The sequence below is a fragment of the Vibrio penaeicida genome, assembly GCF_019977755.1.
GTDB classification, from domain to species: Bacteria; Pseudomonadota; Gammaproteobacteria; order Enterobacterales; family Vibrionaceae; genus Vibrio; species Vibrio penaeicida.
The window spans coordinates 505,568-523,289 of sequence record NZ_AP025144.1 but is presented as its reverse complement, the minus strand read 5'-3'; the positions used below and the strand labels follow the sequence as shown (position 1 = coordinate 523,289).

The 17,722-nt window shown below is 43.3% G+C and carries 17 protein-coding genes and 1 riboswitch; of the genes, 3 read left to right on the top strand and 14 right to left on the bottom strand.

All coding sequences use genetic code 11. From position 1 onward, the window contains the following. Positions 1–176 precede the first annotated feature (176 nt). The 9 genes from LDO37_RS02675 to LDO37_RS02635 form a co-directional block, all read right to left on the bottom strand. Positions 177–977 carry a helix-turn-helix domain-containing protein gene (locus tag LDO37_RS02675; protein WP_126609928.1) on the bottom strand — a complete coding sequence of 267 codons (801 nt, stop codon included), beginning with the start codon at positions 975–977 and terminating at the stop codon, positions 177–179. A 190-nt stretch (positions 978–1,167) separates the two neighbouring features. Continuing rightward, the gene (locus LDO37_RS02670; RefSeq protein WP_126609929.1) at positions 1,168–2,418 is read right to left on the bottom strand and encodes an HD-GYP domain-containing protein; all 1,251 of its coding nucleotides are present in this window, start codon (positions 2,416–2,418) and stop codon (positions 1,168–1,170) included. 265 nt (positions 2,419–2,683) lie between these two features. Then, positions 2,684–3,508 (bottom strand): HDOD domain-containing protein, encoded by an 825-nt coding sequence (locus tag LDO37_RS02665; RefSeq protein ID WP_126609930.1) that lies wholly within the window; start codon positions 3,506–3,508, stop codon positions 2,684–2,686. A gap of 115 nt (positions 3,509–3,623) precedes the next feature. After that, a complete protein-coding gene (locus LDO37_RS02660; RefSeq protein ID WP_126609931.1) occupies positions 3,624–4,625 on the bottom strand; it encodes a LacI family DNA-binding transcriptional regulator in 1,002 nt (333 codons plus the stop codon). Positions 4,626–4,759: 134 nt separating this feature from the next. Beyond that, a complete protein-coding gene (chbG, locus tag LDO37_RS02655; RefSeq protein ID WP_126609932.1) occupies positions 4,760–5,500 on the bottom strand; it encodes a chitin disaccharide deacetylase in 741 nt (246 codons plus the stop codon). Positions 5,501–5,530: 30 nt separating this feature from the next. Further along, complete coding sequence (locus LDO37_RS02650) at positions 5,531–6,850, bottom strand: 6-phospho-beta-glucosidase (RefSeq protein WP_126609933.1); 1,320 nt, start codon at positions 6,848–6,850, stop codon at positions 5,531–5,533. A gap of 9 nt (positions 6,851–6,859) precedes the next feature. After that, entirely contained in the window at positions 6,860–7,171 is a 312-nt protein-coding gene (locus LDO37_RS02645) for a PTS lactose/cellobiose transporter subunit IIA (RefSeq protein WP_126609934.1), read from the bottom strand. Positions 7,172–7,228: 57 nt separating this feature from the next. Next, positions 7,229–8,563, bottom strand: a complete 1,335-nt coding sequence (locus LDO37_RS02640; protein ID WP_126609935.1) for a PTS sugar transporter subunit IIC — start codon at positions 8,561–8,563, stop codon at positions 7,229–7,231. An 85-nt stretch (positions 8,564–8,648) separates the two neighbouring features. Next, positions 8,649–8,954: a PTS sugar transporter subunit IIB gene (locus LDO37_RS02635; RefSeq protein ID WP_126609936.1), complete on the bottom strand. Its 306-nt coding sequence runs from the start codon at positions 8,952–8,954 to the stop codon at positions 8,649–8,651. A 565-nt stretch (positions 8,955–9,519) separates the two neighbouring features. Between LDO37_RS02635 and LDO37_RS02630 the strand changes: the two genes are divergently transcribed. Next, positions 9,520–9,918 carry a DUF2170 family protein gene (locus tag LDO37_RS02630; RefSeq protein WP_101111077.1) on the top strand — a complete coding sequence of 133 codons (399 nt, stop codon included), beginning with the start codon at positions 9,520–9,522 and terminating at the stop codon, positions 9,916–9,918. A 1-nt stretch (position 9,919) separates the two neighbouring features. On the opposite strand, the gene thiQ is transcribed toward LDO37_RS02630, so the two are convergent. The 5 genes from thiQ to mpl form a co-directional block, all read right to left on the bottom strand. Then, positions 9,920–10,624, bottom strand: coding sequence for a thiamine ABC transporter ATP-binding protein (gene thiQ, locus LDO37_RS02625; protein ID WP_126609322.1), 705 nt, complete (start codon positions 10,622–10,624; stop codon positions 9,920–9,922). Then, on the bottom strand, positions 10,617–12,212 hold the full coding sequence (gene thiP, locus LDO37_RS02620) for a thiamine/thiamine pyrophosphate ABC transporter permease ThiP (RefSeq protein WP_126609321.1): 1,596 nt from the start codon (positions 12,210–12,212) through the stop codon (positions 10,617–10,619). Before thiP ends, thiQ begins: the two co-directional genes overlap by 8 nt. Positions 12,213–12,279: 67 nt before the next feature. Further along, entirely contained in the window at positions 12,280–13,260 is a 981-nt protein-coding gene (thiB, locus tag LDO37_RS02615) for a thiamine ABC transporter substrate binding subunit (RefSeq protein WP_399481193.1), read from the bottom strand. A 72-nt stretch (positions 13,261–13,332) separates the two neighbouring features. Further along, positions 13,333–13,464, bottom strand: a riboswitch (TPP riboswitch). A 54-nt stretch (positions 13,465–13,518) separates the two neighbouring features. Then, positions 13,519–14,142, bottom strand: coding sequence for a flavin prenyltransferase UbiX (locus LDO37_RS02610; protein ID WP_126609319.1), 624 nt, complete (start codon positions 14,140–14,142; stop codon positions 13,519–13,521). Positions 14,143–14,175: 33 nt separating this feature from the next. Further along, on the bottom strand, positions 14,176–15,540 hold the full coding sequence (gene mpl, locus LDO37_RS02605) for a UDP-N-acetylmuramate:L-alanyl-gamma-D-glutamyl-meso-diaminopimelate ligase (RefSeq protein WP_126609318.1): 1,365 nt from the start codon (positions 15,538–15,540) through the stop codon (positions 14,176–14,178). Between the two features lie 349 nt (positions 15,541–15,889). Here mpl and fbp point away from each other — a divergent pair, with 349 nt between their 5' ends. Together fbp and ppa are read left to right on the top strand one after the other, a co-directional pair. Beyond that, complete coding sequence (gene fbp / locus LDO37_RS02600; RefSeq protein ID WP_126606335.1) at positions 15,890–16,900, top strand: class 1 fructose-bisphosphatase; 1,011 nt, start codon at positions 15,890–15,892, stop codon at positions 16,898–16,900. 225 nt (positions 16,901–17,125) lie between these two features. Next, positions 17,126–17,656 (top strand): inorganic diphosphatase, encoded by a 531-nt coding sequence (gene ppa / locus LDO37_RS02595; protein WP_101111082.1) that lies wholly within the window; start codon positions 17,126–17,128, stop codon positions 17,654–17,656. Positions 17,657–17,722 lie beyond the last annotated feature (66 nt).

The following is a 17,722-nucleotide window of genomic DNA, read 5'->3' as shown; positions in this document are numbered from 1 at the left end:
CTGAAGCCTTGTGGCGTCTGCCGTGTCAGTGAGGCGGCATTATAGGGAGTTATTTGAAGTTGGCAATACTAAAAAGACATTTTTTTGGAAATAAAGAGCCGTACGAACAACTTTTATACGAATCCAATTTTACCCCCTTTATTCACACAATTTACCCACACTTACCTGTGGATAAATCAAAGATTTCCGTCTTCACTGATCATATTTTTGACCCGATTGAGCACATCATTAGGTAAAGGGCCAATTCCATCAGAAAAAAGTACCTTCTTATACTTCGTTTCGAAGAACATCATATTGCGTAAATGTTGAGGTTCGGTTCTTCCGTGTTCCATGTTTTCATTATGTGTCCGAAGAATCTCTTCATTTAACTTAGTTTCGATGGCTTCAAGCTGTTCATCTGATAAATACATTCGCCCACATATCACTTTTGCGGCGTCTTTAGCTTCCAGCGCCTGCTGTTTCAAACTTTTTAGATATTGCACTCCCAGCTTTGAAGTGCTAGACATTTGATAGTGATAAGGACCAATAAAGGAGAAACGGTTGCTTTCACCTAACTGAATCAGACCTAGGATTTCTAACGCTCTCAAATAAAGATAGGTACAGGCATCATCCAGCCCGTATTCTTCCTGCATAAGATGCAGCTCATTTTCTCTATGACGAAGTTCACGGTAGAAGTCGTATAGCTGAGGAAATTCAAAAAATACGTCATCTTGAATCTCATTGAAGAAGTTCTCGTTCTTGAATTGCAGTTTAAGCGCGACTTGGTGAAGTTCAGAAAGGTTGATACCAGCGCCCACACAGTAGGTCAGTAACTTTTCTAAGGGAATAGAAGAATTGTGAAGATGTCTTTTTAAAGATGAAAGTGGCACACCAAGCTGCTGCGCCAAAGTATTGTAGGTAATGCCTTCATCTTTTATTGTTTGTCGCAAAGCCATGAGCAAGTATTCTGGCTTTGCTGTTTGTGTCGTTGACTGCATAGTTACACTCCAATGTACAAAGGATTCCACAACGTCTCGTTGCTATGAATCCAAGCATCTATATAGATGGTTATAAAATCAGAGCATCTTTCGTTTGCCAAGTGTCTGCATTTAAAACTAAGGTTGAAGTCAAACACATGACAAACTAGTGACTACAATACATCCATTTTGTAGCCATTTTGAGAAGGCGTCATGCGTCATTCTCAAAGTAATAAGATATCCGAGTCCTTGGATTTAAGTATTCCCTAACCTTGTCTGGAAGCTTGTTCGGCAATATAGCAGAAACAATTTTCAGATCGCTGTCTGCAAGATCAAGGATAGGCGCCTGATTTCGAGGCACGTTAGAATCATAAAGTAATACGTTCGGGTAGAGAATATTCTGGGCGTTAACAGAAATGACCAACCCAACCATTTCATTAGACAACTGGACGACGGTTCCTGGTGGATACACTCCCATAAACTTGATGAGAATATTCAGGTTTTCATTATTATATAGATGTTTACATTTCTTATAGAGATGAGACAACGCACTGAATGGAATCTTCTGCTCTGCCTCTATTCTTGGGTGACATAAATTATCATAGGCATTAGAAAGTGCTACTATCTGCGCATACGCATCAATTTGGTCGCCCTTTAACCCATCCGGATAGCCACTACCATCGACACACTCATGGTGTTGAGTAATGATGCGTTTGGCACTCGAAGGGAAATCTTCAATTTTTTCTGCTATTTCCAGACCATACTTAGTGTGGAGCTTCAGGTAATTCACTTCCGGTGCCAACAATTTGGTTTTCTTATTGATTATTGCAGATGGCACTCGCACTTTACCCATATCGTGGAACAGAGCACCAAATGCAATGTCTTTGATTTGCTCGGCTTTGAATCCTTTGCTTTTACTGATCATCATTGCAATAACTGCAACGTTCAGAGAATGAAAGTAAATATCTTGGAACTTACTCTTCCCACTCATTAGATGCAGTGTAACGTTGTTATCCGCCAAGAGTTTGTCGACAATTTCGTCCACCATAATGGTGGCTTCATTAACGGCATCAGCTGGTCGATTGCGGATTTTACTCATCACAGATCGAAGTTGTGATAAGGAACGTTCGAATTCTTTCTCGCATTTACTTACACGCCTGCGGTAGGCGTTTAGCTTTTCAATTCGAGCTTGTTTTTCTTCCCACATTTTTTTCTTAGCTAGCTCAAGTTCACTTTCTTGCTCTACGTTGTCTGAGCTTTCATTTGCAGGTAATGGTTCAGAATCACTTTGAAGTGGATTGATATAGACGTGCTTAATCCCCAAGTGACGAATGATGTCCACTTGGTCTTGGGATTTGATCTTAAAGCTATTGAGAAGAAACGGGTGATCTTTCCAATTCACAGGTAGTCTGACATGAAGACCTGGCTGAATGCGATCGACCGTAATTTTTATACTGGCCACACTGAATCGATTTATTCCTAAGTTACGTTTTTTTCGCTACGAATTGAGCAGAATGACAAATCTAACATTATTAGGAACAAAAGCTCTAATGGCGCTTTATATTACGTTCGCTTAGTTTGATTTTGGTAACATTATGAATAATATTCAGTATGTTATTACACATTCAACACTCTTAATTTGGTTGGAGAATTTGCGAGTACTCTCCAATTGAGCGTTGACATTATAAAGAAAAAAAGGGGTATCCAAACCCCTTTAATACATTTCGTTACACCATTTGGGCGGCAAGATCCCTTCCTTGCCCTCTCACATTTTCTAAAGTGGGTACAAAAGTGGTTGATAAACCCAGTACTTTTGCGTCTTGGTTTGACTCAATATATTCGAGCCGTTCATCTTCCTCTTCAATATCATCCCAATCGAAATTTATTTGCCTCGCCAAATGCAGAGACCACGCAATTTTAGGTTCTTCTTCCGCTTTTTCTGGGTTGAGGCAGTGAGCGATGGAATCAACCAATTGAGGTGCGAACTTCCACGCTGTCGCCAGTTTAGCACCTAGCTCACAGGCTGAAGTTCCTAGAATGTCACGCTGCACTGTTTCTGCATCTTCACCTTCTTTTACCCGCTCTTGAATTTTCTTTGCTTCTTCCGGCGCTAACGCATGAATCATTAGTTCACCTATATTATGAAGGATACCTGCGGTGAATACTTGGTTAGGTTCTAGACCAATTTCTTTCGCGATGTTACTCGCGATAGTGGCAACTTCAAATGTGTTGTTCCAATATTCAGTCACATCCATTGTTTCAAATTTAGGGAAGGCGCTCGTCAATACTGATACCACGACTAATGTTCTGATCGGTTCGGTCCCTAAACGTATAACAGCTTCATCGATTGAAGCGACCGTTCTGCTTCGTCCAAAGTGAACGGAGTTAGCTAACCTTAAAATACGTGCGGAGACTACCTGTTCCATGGCAATTTTTTGTGAAAGCTCCATCAGGTCTACTTCGTCTCGATTCACCATCTCGACAAGTTCCTGTAAGACTTTTCGAATTTTAGGCAATTCATTTATTCTTGATAATAAGTTCGCTTGATCCATTGAATTCTCCCCAAATTAATGAATGTGCAGTTTTAACTATAGTCTAAGAATGGGATGTTATTGCTTTACCTACTTTTATCATTTCTTTCTTGAATCAAGCGTCTATTCACAGCCTTTATGCTTGGAGGGGAGAAACACTTTTTCTTCGGATCAATTCAGGCTCAAACTCTTGTGCGGCACTGGTTTCTTTCCCCTGAATTTTGGCTGTTAGAATTTCTACCGCAGAGCGTGCCATTTTACTAATTGGGAATTGAACAGATGAAACGGTTGGATAAAAGCTTTCGCAAACGTAAACGCTATCAAAACTGACTATAGAAATGTCTTGAGGCACTCGAATTTCATTTTCATGAAAATACTGCATAGCACCACTTGTCATTTCCTCACTCGTACAAAATACAGCCGTCAGATCTGGGTTTTGAGATACGAGTTTTTTCGCCGCTAAGTAGCCGCTTTCACGCCCGTAATCTCCTTCTACTATCAAACTATCGCTCCACGAAATAGTTCGAGAATCCATCGCCTTTATAAATCCAGATAATCGCTTCTTAGCACTGACCCGTTCACTTGGTCCAGCAATACAGCCTATGCATGTGTGCCCATTTTCGATTAAATGTGATGTGGCAATAAATGCCGCGTCTTCATGATCAAAGGTGATGCACCTGTCTTCTAGCCCTTCAACAAAACGATCAAGCAACACAAATGGTGTGGGTAGTGTTGCAAGCTCTCGCAGCTCTTCATCACTCATATAGCGACTGTGAAGCACATATCCTTCACACCTTAAGTCATGAAAGCGTTGTATCGCTTCTCGCTCGCCTTCTGCACTGTGATGCCCTTGAGCGGTGATTAAAAACTTCTTGTGCTTATCAAGTTCATTTTGCACTTGGTCCATCATCTCTCCGAAGAAGCCACCAGTGTAAAATGTGACAAGTAGCCCTGTCATGTTGCTTGAGGCGGTCGCCAAAGAGCGTGCTATCGCACTAGGACGATAGTTAAGCTCTGCCATCGCTTGCTCGACTTTCCTTTTTGTTTCTTCTCTAAATTTCCCTTCACCGTTAATGATCCTAGAGACGGTAGAGCGGTTTACGCCAGCCAACAAAGCAACGTCTTTGATTCTCGCCATGCTTTCTCGATTTCCTTTTAAAACTAGGGTCGGTTGACCTAATGTGACTCAATCTAACTGAGAAAAAAGCAAGCTGCCAGATTCAAACATTGGAATTAAGGTTTAGGGGGTTCCAAAGTGGCAGCTACTTTATTTTACTGGGTGGACTCCACCACCAACGCAACGGCAGAGTAATCAGAAACCGTTACCCCCATATCTTTTAGTGAAGATGTGAGTTGCGGGTCGGTTAGAACCGTTCGTTCTTTTTCTCTTGGAATCACGTAGCTGGATATCTGTTCGAGATGTTCATCTATCCTTGCTGGGTGACACATCACTTCAAGGACATCACAACGATCTTTATAGGTCGCAATTAAGGAAAGTAATGCATCCATTGAAACGGTGTCATCAAAAAACTTGTCAGTAAATTGATACCGAACTCCATCAATAGACTGTTCCCTCAATGGAACACCTCGTTCAGCAGCGATTCGTTCAACAATAGGCAGTATTTGAGGATGTCGATGCGCATGATGATGGCTATCAATATGACTTAATGTCAGCCCTAATTCATCGAAATATCGAAGCTGAGCCCGTACTTCTGATTCCACCGCATCTGCGCAAAAGTCCCTACGCGACCAAAAGTCGGGTTGAACAGGAAAGCACTCATCTTCACCTAACAGATTTGGCATATTTGTTAGTGGCTTTCCTGCCGTAAAACGTAGATGAATCCCTACTTTTAAATTCGGTAACGCTTTTGCCATTTCTACCGCTTCTTTGTCGGCACTCATTCCGACCATAAGAGTTGTTGAATTCACGACACCTTTTAAATGAGCGTCTTTGATTCCTTGGTTTACTCCATGAGTTAAACCAAAATCATCTGCATTGAAAATTACGTGCATACTGTCCTCCTACTTCTGCCATCACACGGGCTAAAGTGCCTCCTTAAATTGAGGCAAATACGGTTTGTTAGTTTGTAATATTTCATCCAATATCGCTTTTGCTTTCGCAATATCAGGAACCAGTGGGTTGTTTGCTAATGCCATTAGACTTTTCTCATAACTGCCTGACACTGCCGCTTCGACGGTAAGTTCTTCATACGCTTTTACTTGATGTATCAAACCGCGAATTTCAGCTGGAAATGGACCGACAGTTAGAGGTTTCGCACCAAAGCTTCCCACAACCGCACTGCATTCAATCACCGCATCGTCCGGCAATGTGTGAATCGTCCCATTATTTCGAACATTGACAACATGTACTGCGTTCAGGTTATTGTAAATCGCATCAACAAGATTGAGAGAAGCATCAGAATAATACGCGCCACCTCGTTGCTCCAATTGCTCTGGTTTATGAGCGAGATTGACATCACGATAAAGTTCAAACAGTTCTTTTTCCGTTTGCATAACTTGCTCTGCGCGGGTACCAATTTCTTCAGCTGATTGCTTTTCTTCTTCTAGCATTGCTTCTGTTTGGTAAAAGTAGCGATGATACGGACAAGGAATAACACCTAAGGCATATAAGAAATCGGGATCCCAAGGTTCTTCAAAAATGTTTTTCATACTGAAGTTGGCGCCATCCCCCACTTTCTCTAATACGGTTTCGGTGATGTCTTCGCCATGGAGCCAAACTTGATGGACCCAAACAAGGTGGTTTAACCCTGCAAATTCCAGTTGAAGATCGTCTGGCTGACAATCCATCATCTCTGCGACCATCATTTTCATGGAAACCGGTACATTGCACAGCCCGATGCTTTTTACGTTGGTGTGTCGCTGCACAGCTTCAGTGACCAACCCAGCAGGGTTTGTAAAATTCAACATCCAAGCGTTGGGCGCCAGCTCTTCGATGTCTCGACATATATCCAATATCACAGGGATAGTTCTTAGCGCCTTAGCAAATCCCCCTGGTCCAGTGGTTTCCTGCCCTATAACATCGTATTTCAGTGGAATTCTTTCGTCATTCGCCCGAGCTTGAAGCCCACCTACTCGAAATTGAGTCATGACAAAGTCAGCATCTTTAATTGCGCTTCTTCGATCTAGTGATGCTTTTATCTCAATATCTGCACCTACTTTTTCAACCATGCGCTTTGAAAGTGCAGCGATGATTTCAAGTTTCTCTTGCCCTTCTTCAACATCAACAAAATGGATTTCTCTCACAGGCAAACGATCGATGCGAGTGAGGACGCCTTCTACCAATTCAGGGGTATAGCTACTCCCCCCACCAATAATCGCAAGTTTCAGAGCCTTTCTAGCCATGATCATTTCCTACCTTTTTGCCAACTGTTCGTGAAGTGCAACCATTTCTGTTGCCATTTCATGTGCCAATATTGTTGTCATTAAATGGTCTTGGGCATGTACCATGACCAATGTCATTGGTACTTTCCCCTCACCTTGATCCGCTTCGATAAGTTGAGTTTGAGTAAGGTGTGCTTGGTTCAAGCATTCTTTTGCCTGAATTAGAGAAGATTTGGCGTGGCTCAATTCACCCGCTCTCGCCTTTGCAAGCGCTTCAAAACATAAACTTCTGGCTTCACCTGCATTACAGATAATGTCCATTACAACTGCTTCTTGTTCCATTTTTCTCTCCAAATTCTAGAGCCTGACGAGCCGTCGCCAGGCTCCAAATACAATTAGTTAAGCGGTGACACCTTCTCCACGAGCAGGTGTTGCTGATTCTTCTGGTGTTTCAGACTGCTCTTCTTGGGCAAGAAGCTCGCGCTCAAATATTTTGAAGAACGGGTAATAAAGAACGATATCGATAACAAACAGCACGGCAACGAGAAGCACGGGTGTTAATGTCCAGCCCGCTCCCCAAGATGCGCCTATGATGGCTGGCGTCGTCCATGGCATTGTCGCAACCCCCATACCAACAAAGCCGGTATGGACAGCAATATACGCAATCGTTGCATTAATGATTGGCACAACAACAAACGGTAAGAACAGTGTTGGGTTCATAACTATTGGGCTACCAAAAATAACCGGCTCGTTGATTTGGAATAAGCCGGGAACCGCACTCATTCTTCCCAGACTTTTCAGGTGAGCGGAGCGGCTGAATGACATCAACGCAACTAACGCCAACGTCGCGCCAGAGCCGCCAATAAAGATGTAGAAATCCCAGAATGGCTGAGTAAAGACGTTAGGTACTTCTTCACCTGCAACAAATGCTTCAATGTTAACGGTAAGGTTCGTGAGGAAAATAGGACCAAGTAAACCAACGACAATGGCCGCGCCGTGAATACCAGCAAACCATAATAGCTGGCACAACAGTAAAGCGCCGATAATGGCTGGCAGTGTATTTGAAGCACTCACCAATGGCTTGAACGCTTCCATAATCGCTTGAGGAAGCAACATATCGTGCTGTGTTTGCAACCAAATACTGAGTGGGTACAACGTTAGGAATACAACCAATACTGGCAGTAGCACTTCAAAAGATCGTTGAATAGCAGGCGGAACCTGTTCTGGCATTCGGATCGTAATGTTGTATTTCTTCATTACGCGATACAGCTCTACAGCAAAGAACCCAGAAAGTACGGCAGTAAACACTCCCGTACCACCAAGGTATTGCATGGATAGCATGCCTTCTTTTGCAGGAGCTGCTACCAGTAAAAAGCTCATTAACGCGAGGGCAGCACTGGTAATGCCATCCATTCCGTACGACTTCGCTAAACTGTAAGCTACCCCCATAGATACAAATAACCCCATCAGGGCCATCGACATAAAATGAGGCATCATAATGGTGTCGAAATGCGTCGACGCAAAATTAAGCCAAGCACGCCCAAATCCATTCGTGGTGTCTTGATCAAATGGTGGAAATGCAAAAATTAAAATAAAGCTTCCGACAATAATAAAAGGCATCGCGACAATAAAACCGTCTCTCATTGCCCTAACATGCCGTTGTGCGCCAACTTTTGCAGCCAAGGGCGCAATATGTTGTTCTACAACTTTCATCATTGCTTCATAAATCTTCATAATTAAAACCCATATTTTGGATATAAGAGCCCCTCCCCGATTAATTAATATAATCAGGTTTTATAAGGCTTAAATTAAATTCGTTTTACTTAATCAGTGAGAGTGCTTGTTTTAAGACTTCATCACCTTTCATCATTCCGTAGGTTTGAGGAGGTATCGCAGCGATGTTAATACCATGCTGATCCGTCACCTTCTTCATTTCCTCCAACTGGAAACGGACTTGTGGACCAAGAAGACAAACGTCGTAGTTTTGAATTTCACCTTCAAATGCACTGACAGACAACGCATCTATCTTGCATTCAACCCCTTGTTCCGTTGCGGCTGCTTCCATTTTCTTAACTAGCATACTCGTAGACATACCTGCGCTGCAGCAAAGCAATATCCTTTTCATAATTCACTCCAGTTGATCAATTAATGAACTATAAAAACTCTATCAAAAACTGAATTAACAAAAAAGCGCAACCGGTTGCATTTTGCGTGAAGAATATCCCAATTTAATAAATATTGGATAAGAAAGATCCGGATATTATTTATTTTGTTACCTAAAATAAATTAAATGAGAGAAAAGGTTTCAAATAGTAAGGCATAAAATAAAAATGATAAGTGAGCAAAAAATCATTCACAGAAATTATAAAAATTGGATTTCTGACGTAACGTTTTACGACTATTTCATTTAAGGGGAAATGTGATTCCATCCCCATAGAATTCGTAAAAAAAGAATAAAGAGTGATGCGTATCCCAATAATTATGACTACTTGAAAAAATATAAATTTAATTTAGAAAGCAATATTTATAACTTGCCTAAAAATACGCTCACTATAACAAGTAGATATATTGACACTATTCGTAACAATAGAGGTTTCATTGACAACAAGGCACAATAATCGTGTGTTGCCATAAGTCACTTATTCTCTATACTCCATGACCTTACCAGCTGATTTTAAAGGATTATTATTGTGTCATGGACATTAGGCGGATTGCAGAAACTAATAGACACGAGAAGAGGATGGGAGGTTGATTCCATTGATTCAGGAACGCTAATCATCAACAACAAAGAAGACAGCTTAATTGCCTACTTAAGTATTTCTGAACATCAGATCGTCATAGAAAGTATTCTATTCCCAGAACGTAACGTAAAAGATGTTAACGCCCTCAATAAGGAGATCCTACAAACTCACAAACTGATTCCATTAACCAACGTCGGTATAAACAACGTAGACGAGGTGAGCTACTACACTGCATTTGGATCGCTGTCATCTCAAGCTAAAGAAGAAAGTGTCATCATTGAAGTGGCAACGCTTTTCACAAACGCCGAAGCTTTTATCGACATGTACAACCATCACCTAGAGTATTGATCTACTCACCCGCTCTAACAAATACCGCTATTTCTTGGTTTGAGTTCGTTGCAACTAACTCCTCTATCGGCAATACCGAACGCACCTCCCCTTTTGACATGTAAGCAAATTGAGTGGCAATGGATTTCGCATCGCTGACGTGGTGCGTCACCATCACGATGGCAATGTTTCTCTCTTTGGCTAACGTTTGTACCAGCGAGAGCATTTCCTCACGAATGACAGGGTCAAGCGCTGAGAAAGGTTCATCCAAAAGCCAAATGGAATGAGGCTGAACAAAACATCTCGCCAATGCCACCCGCTGTTTCTGTCCGCCAGAAAGCTGCTCTGGAAGTCGATCCAAAAAGTCACCGTTCCCGACCATTACCGCCGCTTCTTCTACCTGCCCTTTCTGTTTTGAAGAAAGCCTTAAGCTAGGTTCTATACCCAACCCTATGTTTTCACGCACGGTTAAGTGAGCAAATAGGTTGTTTTCTTGGAATAGCATAGACAAAGGAATCTGGTGTGGCGGTAACCCTAAAACCGATTGCCCCGCGACAAGGATCTGCCCTGACTGTGGCTGAATAAAACCTGCCACCAGCGACAATAACGTAGATTTTCCTGCGCCACTTGGCCCCATCAATGAAACGATATCGCCTTCACTCACATCTAAGTTAAACCTAAACAGCTCATCGTTATAGCGGTAATGCACATCTTGTAAACTAAGAATGGTCATGGGGAACTCTCTGTTTAAATAGGGCTTCAACAAGTGAAAAACTCAACACACTCAGAAGTAAAAGGCACAAAGAAACCACTGCTGCCGCTTCCATTTGGTAGCTTCCAAGTAATTGAAATAAATACAAAGGCAGAGTCCTAAACTCTTGGCTACCAAACAGAGCAATCGCGCTAAGATCGCCCATCGATAGCATAAAGCTTATAGCGAAAGCATGGGCAAAGGGTTTTCGCAGTGCTCGCCACTCCATTAGGCGAAAATGATTCCACCCTCGAATACCTAAACTTGCTGTTAGATATTGATACTGTTGAACCAATTGGTACATAGGGAGCGACAATGTTTTGATAACGTAAGGCAATGCCATTAAACAGTTCACTGCAACGACAATCCAAAATGCTAGGCTAAATACGTCGGCTATTTCTCTGATCAATAAAAACAACCCGGTACTGATCACTAAGCCCGGTGTGACGAGGATAATGGTACCCGCCAATTCTATTTTATCGGCACGAAAATGTTGTTTTTTGAGTCGCCATACTCGGCTAGTCGACAAAATCGCTGCACCCAATAGCAACGCAGAAATACTGGCTAGTAAGGCGACCTGAAGCGAGGAAAGCACAGCGTTCCAAAAACGACCATCCGACAATACGATAAATACTTTGCTGTTAAGACCGCTTAACACAACCATTGTTAGAGGCGGCAACACCAACATCATCACTAAACCTATCCAAATGGTGTCCCAAGCTTTGGCTTTGCGGCTATCAGAATACATAGGCAGTGGTTTCAAGCTTCCTGAAGTCACAGACAAAGGCTTTGATAGCTTTTGAACACTGATGGCGAGTACGCCACACAACAACATTTGCCACATGGCTAGCAACGCACCCGTTTGAAGATCAAAATCGAATTTTATCGCTTGATAGATAGCTAATTCGATTGTCGTTGATTTCGGTCCCCCGCCGAGTGCCATAACAGTAGCAAAACTCGTAAAGCAAAGCATAAAGACCAAACCACACACTTGAGGGAGCTGCGTTGCCAATCGAGGCCACTCTACCCAGCGAAATTTATTCCATCGGGACATCCCTAAATGGGCACATAATTTATGTTGCTCTGGCGGGATACTCTCTAACGCTTGAAGCAGGAGCCGAGTTGCATACGGCAGGTTAAAAAACACATGGGCGAGCAAAATGCCGTTTAAACCATAAATCGAAAAAGGCAAAGACATCCCATTGTCTTTCAGCCAATCGGCAATCAAACCACTGTTGCCATATATGGCTAATATTCCGAATACCCCAACTAAAACTGGTAACACCAACGTGCTAGCAAACAGCTTAAGCAGTAAGCTTCTACCGGGAAATTGTCGGTAAGACAGTGCGTGCGCGACAGGAATGGCAAACCCTACGCTGAGTAATGTAGACAGAAAAGCTTGATAAAAGCTGAACTGGGTAACATGGCGATAATATGGATCAGACCATATTTGGAGAGGATTCAGAGAAGGCGCATTTGACAATAATGCCCACAAAGCGGAGACAACAAAGATTAAGATAACCGTCGCGACGACTATCCCGACTTTAGGTACATTTCGAATCACAGCAGAATGAGCCTATGCATATACAAGCAAGCCACGCATTATGCATGGCTTGTCGATAATGTAAAACTTAGAAAGTCAGGGCGTTTTGCCATTCCTTAATCCACGTTTTTCTGCTCTCAGCGACTTCATCTGAAGAGAAAGACAAGACTTTCGCTGGAACGGTTAACGTGTTGTATCCTTCAGGAAGCTCAACTGCAGTTACTGGGTACATCCAGTTGCCTGTCGGCATCGCAGATTGGAACTCATCGCTTAGAATGAACGCCATAAATTCGTCGGCTAATTTTTGATTTTCACTCGCCTTCACTTTTGCCGCGACTTCAATCTGAGTGTAATGACCTTCAGCAAAATTAGCAGCTGCATATTTGGCGTCTTTTTCTGCAATTAAGTGATACGCCGGAGATGTTGTGTATGAAAGCACAAGATCGGACTCGCCTTCCAAGAACATTGAGTACGCTTCAGACCAACCTTTCGTTACGGTGACCGTTTTCTTGGCCAGTTGTTTCCATGCATCCGTCGTATTGTCGCCATACACCGACTTCATCCACAGCATTAAACCTTGACCAGGCGTCGAGGTACGTGGATCTTGGTAAATCACTTTAAGATCATCACGCTTTTCAACCAGCTCTTTTAGGCTCTTGGGTGGGTTGGTGAGTTTTTCTTTGTTATAAACAAACGCAAAATAGCCGTAATCGTAAGGGACAAATGTGCTGTCTTTCCAGCCACCTGGGATCGTCACGTTAGTCGTGTCAACGCTATGTTCGGCAAGCAAACCGCTTTTCTTTGCCTCAGCCATTAGATTGTTATCAAGACCAAGAACGATATCCGCTTTGCTGTTTTTACCTTCAAGGCGTAAGCGATTGAGAATGGTCACGCCATCGTCAAGTGCAACAAACTCTAGATTACATCCGCATTGAGCTTCAAACGCTTTTTCGACCGTTGGACCCGGTCCCCAATCCGCAGCAAAAGAGTCGTACGTGTAAACCGTTAGCGTGTTTTCTGCGGCGAATGCCGGTGTGGCAGCAAGTGTAGAAAGTGCTGTTGTCGTCAATACATGAGTAGTCAGTGCGTATTTCACTGGTCGCTCCTATCCATTGTTGAGCGGCACAGGTGTTGAGAGGGGTAAATTTCCGCGCTCAATTCCTACGCCAGTATTATCTGGTTCAGGTGTACGGGTTCAAACCAAAGGTTTATCTCAGCCATAAGAAAAGCGATGCAAACATCGCCTATTCATTTAGCACCCCGATGAGAGTGGTTCTATTTTATCGACTTCTATGAACTTAGCCATATGCAATTACTTCAATCGTTTCTAATTGCGCTGATCATATCCCCAACGAGGGACCAATCCTTGCTCGACACCTAAATGGTCAAGAACGCGTGCAACCATAAAGTCGACTAAGTCATCAATGCTAGTTGGTTGATGATAAAATCCCGGTGCGGCAGGCATAATGGTGACACCCATTTGCGAGAGCTTATGCATATTTTCCAAATGAAGAGTAGAAAAAGGCGTTTCACGAACAACCAAAAGTAATTGCCCACGCTCTTTCATGACCACATCGGCAGCACGCTCTATAAGATTATCCGACATGCCGTGGGCGATGGCAGCCACACTGCCTGCGCTGCAAGGGCAAACCACCATCTGTTTCGGTGCTGCCGAACCTGAAGCTACGGGTGAAAACCAATCTTCTTTACCGCAAACGATGAGCTTATCCGCATCGCACTGAAGGTGTTCAACCAGCGCTTCTTTTACGCCATCTGGAGAGCCCGGTAGTTTCAACCCATGTTCCGTTGCCATCACCACTCGCGCGGCGGAAGATATCAACAAATAGACGGTGTAATCTGCGGCGAGTAGGCATTCCAGTAGCCGGAGCCCATAAGGTGCTCCGGATGCCCCTGTAAATGCCAACGTAATGGCTTTATTTTTTTGAGTCATTCTTACTTCTTGCATTGAAAAATCAGTCCACTCTTAGGTTAGCGTATCAGCCGTGAGTGCATTGAGTAACTTATCATGAATCCCACCGAATCCCCCATTGCTCATCACCAATATCTGATCGCCTGGTTTAGCTTCTTCGACGATACGTGTAACCAGCGTATTGATGTCGTCGCTAGTCTGCACCGGTTGATGGCATTGACTCGCAACATCGTCGACTGACCATTGGATATTATCTGGCTGAAACAAATAGATGGAATCGGCAGCACTTAGTGCATTGGCGAGTGTTTCTTTATGAACACCCATTTTCATCGTGCTGGAGCGAGGTTCTAGCACCGCTAGAATTTTTCCTTCACCAACCTTATTACGTAATCCTTGTAACGTTAGTTCAATGGCGGTTGGGTGATGAGCAAAATCATCGTAAACCGTAATACCATTCACCTCGCCTTTCAGCTCTAGGCGTCTTTTTGTGTTTACAAATAACGCCAGAGCTTCACATGCTAAATCAGGCGTAACACCCACGTGCCTCGCCGCCGCAATCGCCATCAGTGCATTATCGACGTTGTGATCACCAATCAGGTTCCAAGAAACCTTGCCAACATGTTTGCCTTGGAAGATAACGTTAAATTCACTGCCGTCTGATTTGATCTTTTCGGATTGCCAGTCGCCATTGAAGCCTGTCTTTTCTTGTTCGCTCCAACAACCCTGCTCAAGCACGCTTTCAAGCGCTTCGTCATTAATTGGGGAAAATATACGGCCATTTTCAGGCACGGTACGGATCAAATGATGGAACTGTCGCTTAATATCATCCAAGTCGTCGAAGATATCTGCATGATCAAACTCAAGATTATTCATCACCAAAGTTCGCGGGTGATAATGAACAAACTTAGAACGTTTATCAAAAAAAGCGCTGTCATACTCATCCGCTTCGACCACGAAAAACATACTTTCACCAAGACGAGACGAAACACCAAAATTGCCTAAAACGCCCCCAACTAAAAATCCGGGTTGATAACCGCAGTGCTCAAGGATCCAAGTTAGCATGCTCGACGTGGTCGTTTTGCCATGCGTTCCAGATACCGCCAACACCCAGCGATCATGCAACAAAAATTCTTGCAGCCACTGTGGACCTGATGTGTATTTCAGATTGTGATTCAGTACATATTCTACACAAGGGTTTCCACGACTCATTGCATTACCAATCACCACCAAGTCTGGCTTCGGCTCCAATTGCGACGGGTCAAACCCCTCTATAATTTCGATACCCTGAGATTCTAATAGCGTGCTCATTGGGGGGTATACATTGGCATCAGATCCCGTGACTTTGTGCCCCATTTGACGAGCCAATACCGCTGCTCCGCCCATAAATGTCCCGCAAATTCCCAAAATATGAATATGCATAAATTACGATTCCTAGTCTGTTTTGACGTCTTTAATTGCTTCTTATCATGCCTGATTTATGTCAGCGAAATGTGAGTATAAAAGTGTGATGTCCAACTAAAATTATTCAAGGATCAGCACGTTACTTCATTACCATTAAAAAGATTCAACTTATACAATAATAAATGAAACCCAGATACCCCTACATTTATCGGGTAGGCAACCCAACTTAGATTGGGACTTTATTGTATCTGAGCTCAACCACGCGACCTAGTTTCTTAACCGTGAACCCTTGAGAAACTTGACCTTCCCCAGTCAGTGTCGTCGGTAGCTCAGATCTCAGCCCAGAAAACTGAACAAAGGAACAAACATGTCTGAGATACGCACTCTAGGCGAGTTTATTGTTGAAAAACAAAATGACTTCGCTCACGCCAGTGGCGATCTATCCTCTCTTCTCGGTTCAATTAAGCTTGCTGCCAAAATTGTAAACCGAGAAATCAATAAAGCGGGTCTTGTCGATATAACGGGTGCCGTAGGCACAGAAAACGTACAGGGCGAAGCTCAGCAAAAGCTTGATGTCTACGCCAACGAAAAATTCAAAGCTGCACTTGAAGCTCGCGATCAGGTTTGTGGTGTCGCCAGTGAAGAGGAAGACGAAGCGGTCGCATTCAATAAAGAACTCAATAAAAATGCGAAGTACGTTGTTTTAATGGATCCACTGGATGGTTCTTCAAACATTGACGTAAACGTTTCCGTCGGCACTATCTTCTCTATTTACAAACGCGTTTCACCTATTGGTACGCCAGCAACAGAAGAAGACTTTTTCCAGCCCGGTGACAAGCAAGTCGCGGCTGGTTATATCATTTATGGTTCTTCAACCATGCTGGTATACACCACGGGTAAAGGGGTTCATGGATTTACTTATGACCCATCACTCGGCGTTTTTTGTCTGTCTCATGAAAATATGATGATCCCTGAAGATGGTTTGATTTACTCCATTAACGAAGGTAACTACATCCGTTTCCCAACGGGCGTGAAAAAGTACATCAAGTACTGTCAGGAAAATTCGCCAGAAGAAGGTCGCCCTTATACATCCCGCTACATCGGTTCATTGGTCGCCGACTTCCACCGTAACTTGCTTAAAGGCGGTATCTACCTTTACCCAAGTACACAAAGCCACCCGAACGGAAAACTGCGTTTGTTATACGAATGCAACCCTATGGCATTTTTGATAGAGCAAGCAGGCGGTCTGGCTTCCGATGGCGTTAATCGCATTATGGAAATCAAACCAACCGAGCTGCACCAGCGCGTGCCTTTCTTTGTGGGTTCTAAGAATATGGTTCGCAAGGTTGAAGAGTTTCTTGAACTGAATCAAGACTGAAACCGCCAAGCATAAATACGAATAATCCCCGCCTAGCTTAATAAAGCTGGTGGGGATTTCTCGTTTTAGTCACTCAGGTAGCACCCCAAATCCGATTATTTGACACCCACAGCTGGGTTAATTTCCATCAAAAGAGGATGCCCTTTTGGTCTAAAGTGGAATAGCAGGTTACGGTAAATTCGCTTAAGCTATGTACAGTGAAATTCATTAGAAAAGGAAAGCACAATGAGTTTAAACAATGTACCCGCGGGTAAATCATTACCTGATGACATTTATGTCGTAATCGAAATTCCAGCAAACGCAGATCCGATCAAATATGAAGTCGATAAAGATTCTGGCGCGGTTTTTGTGGACCGTTTCATGTCTGCCCCCATGTTCTACCCATGCAACTACGGTTATGTAAACCACACCTTATCCCTAGATGGTGACCCAGTGGATGTGCTTGTTCCGACACCACACCCACTTATTCCCGGCTCTGTTATCCGCTGTCGTCCTGTGGGGGTTTTGAAAATGACCGACGAGTCTGGGGAAGATGCCAAGATTGTAGCCGTACCTCACAGTAAACTCTCAAAAGAGTATGAACATATCCAAGATGTGAATGACATCCCCGAATTGCTAAAAGCGCAGATTACGCATTTTTTTGAGCGCTACAAAGAGCTTGAATCGGGTAAATGGGTAAAGGTCGATGGCTGGGCAGACGCTGCCGCCGCACGAGAGGAAATCCAGACCTCTTATGATCGAGCGCAGAATAAATAACCTGAACTCGGAATACTTTGGATAGCATTCCACAAATAAAAAAACAGCCCAATATCGACTGGGCTG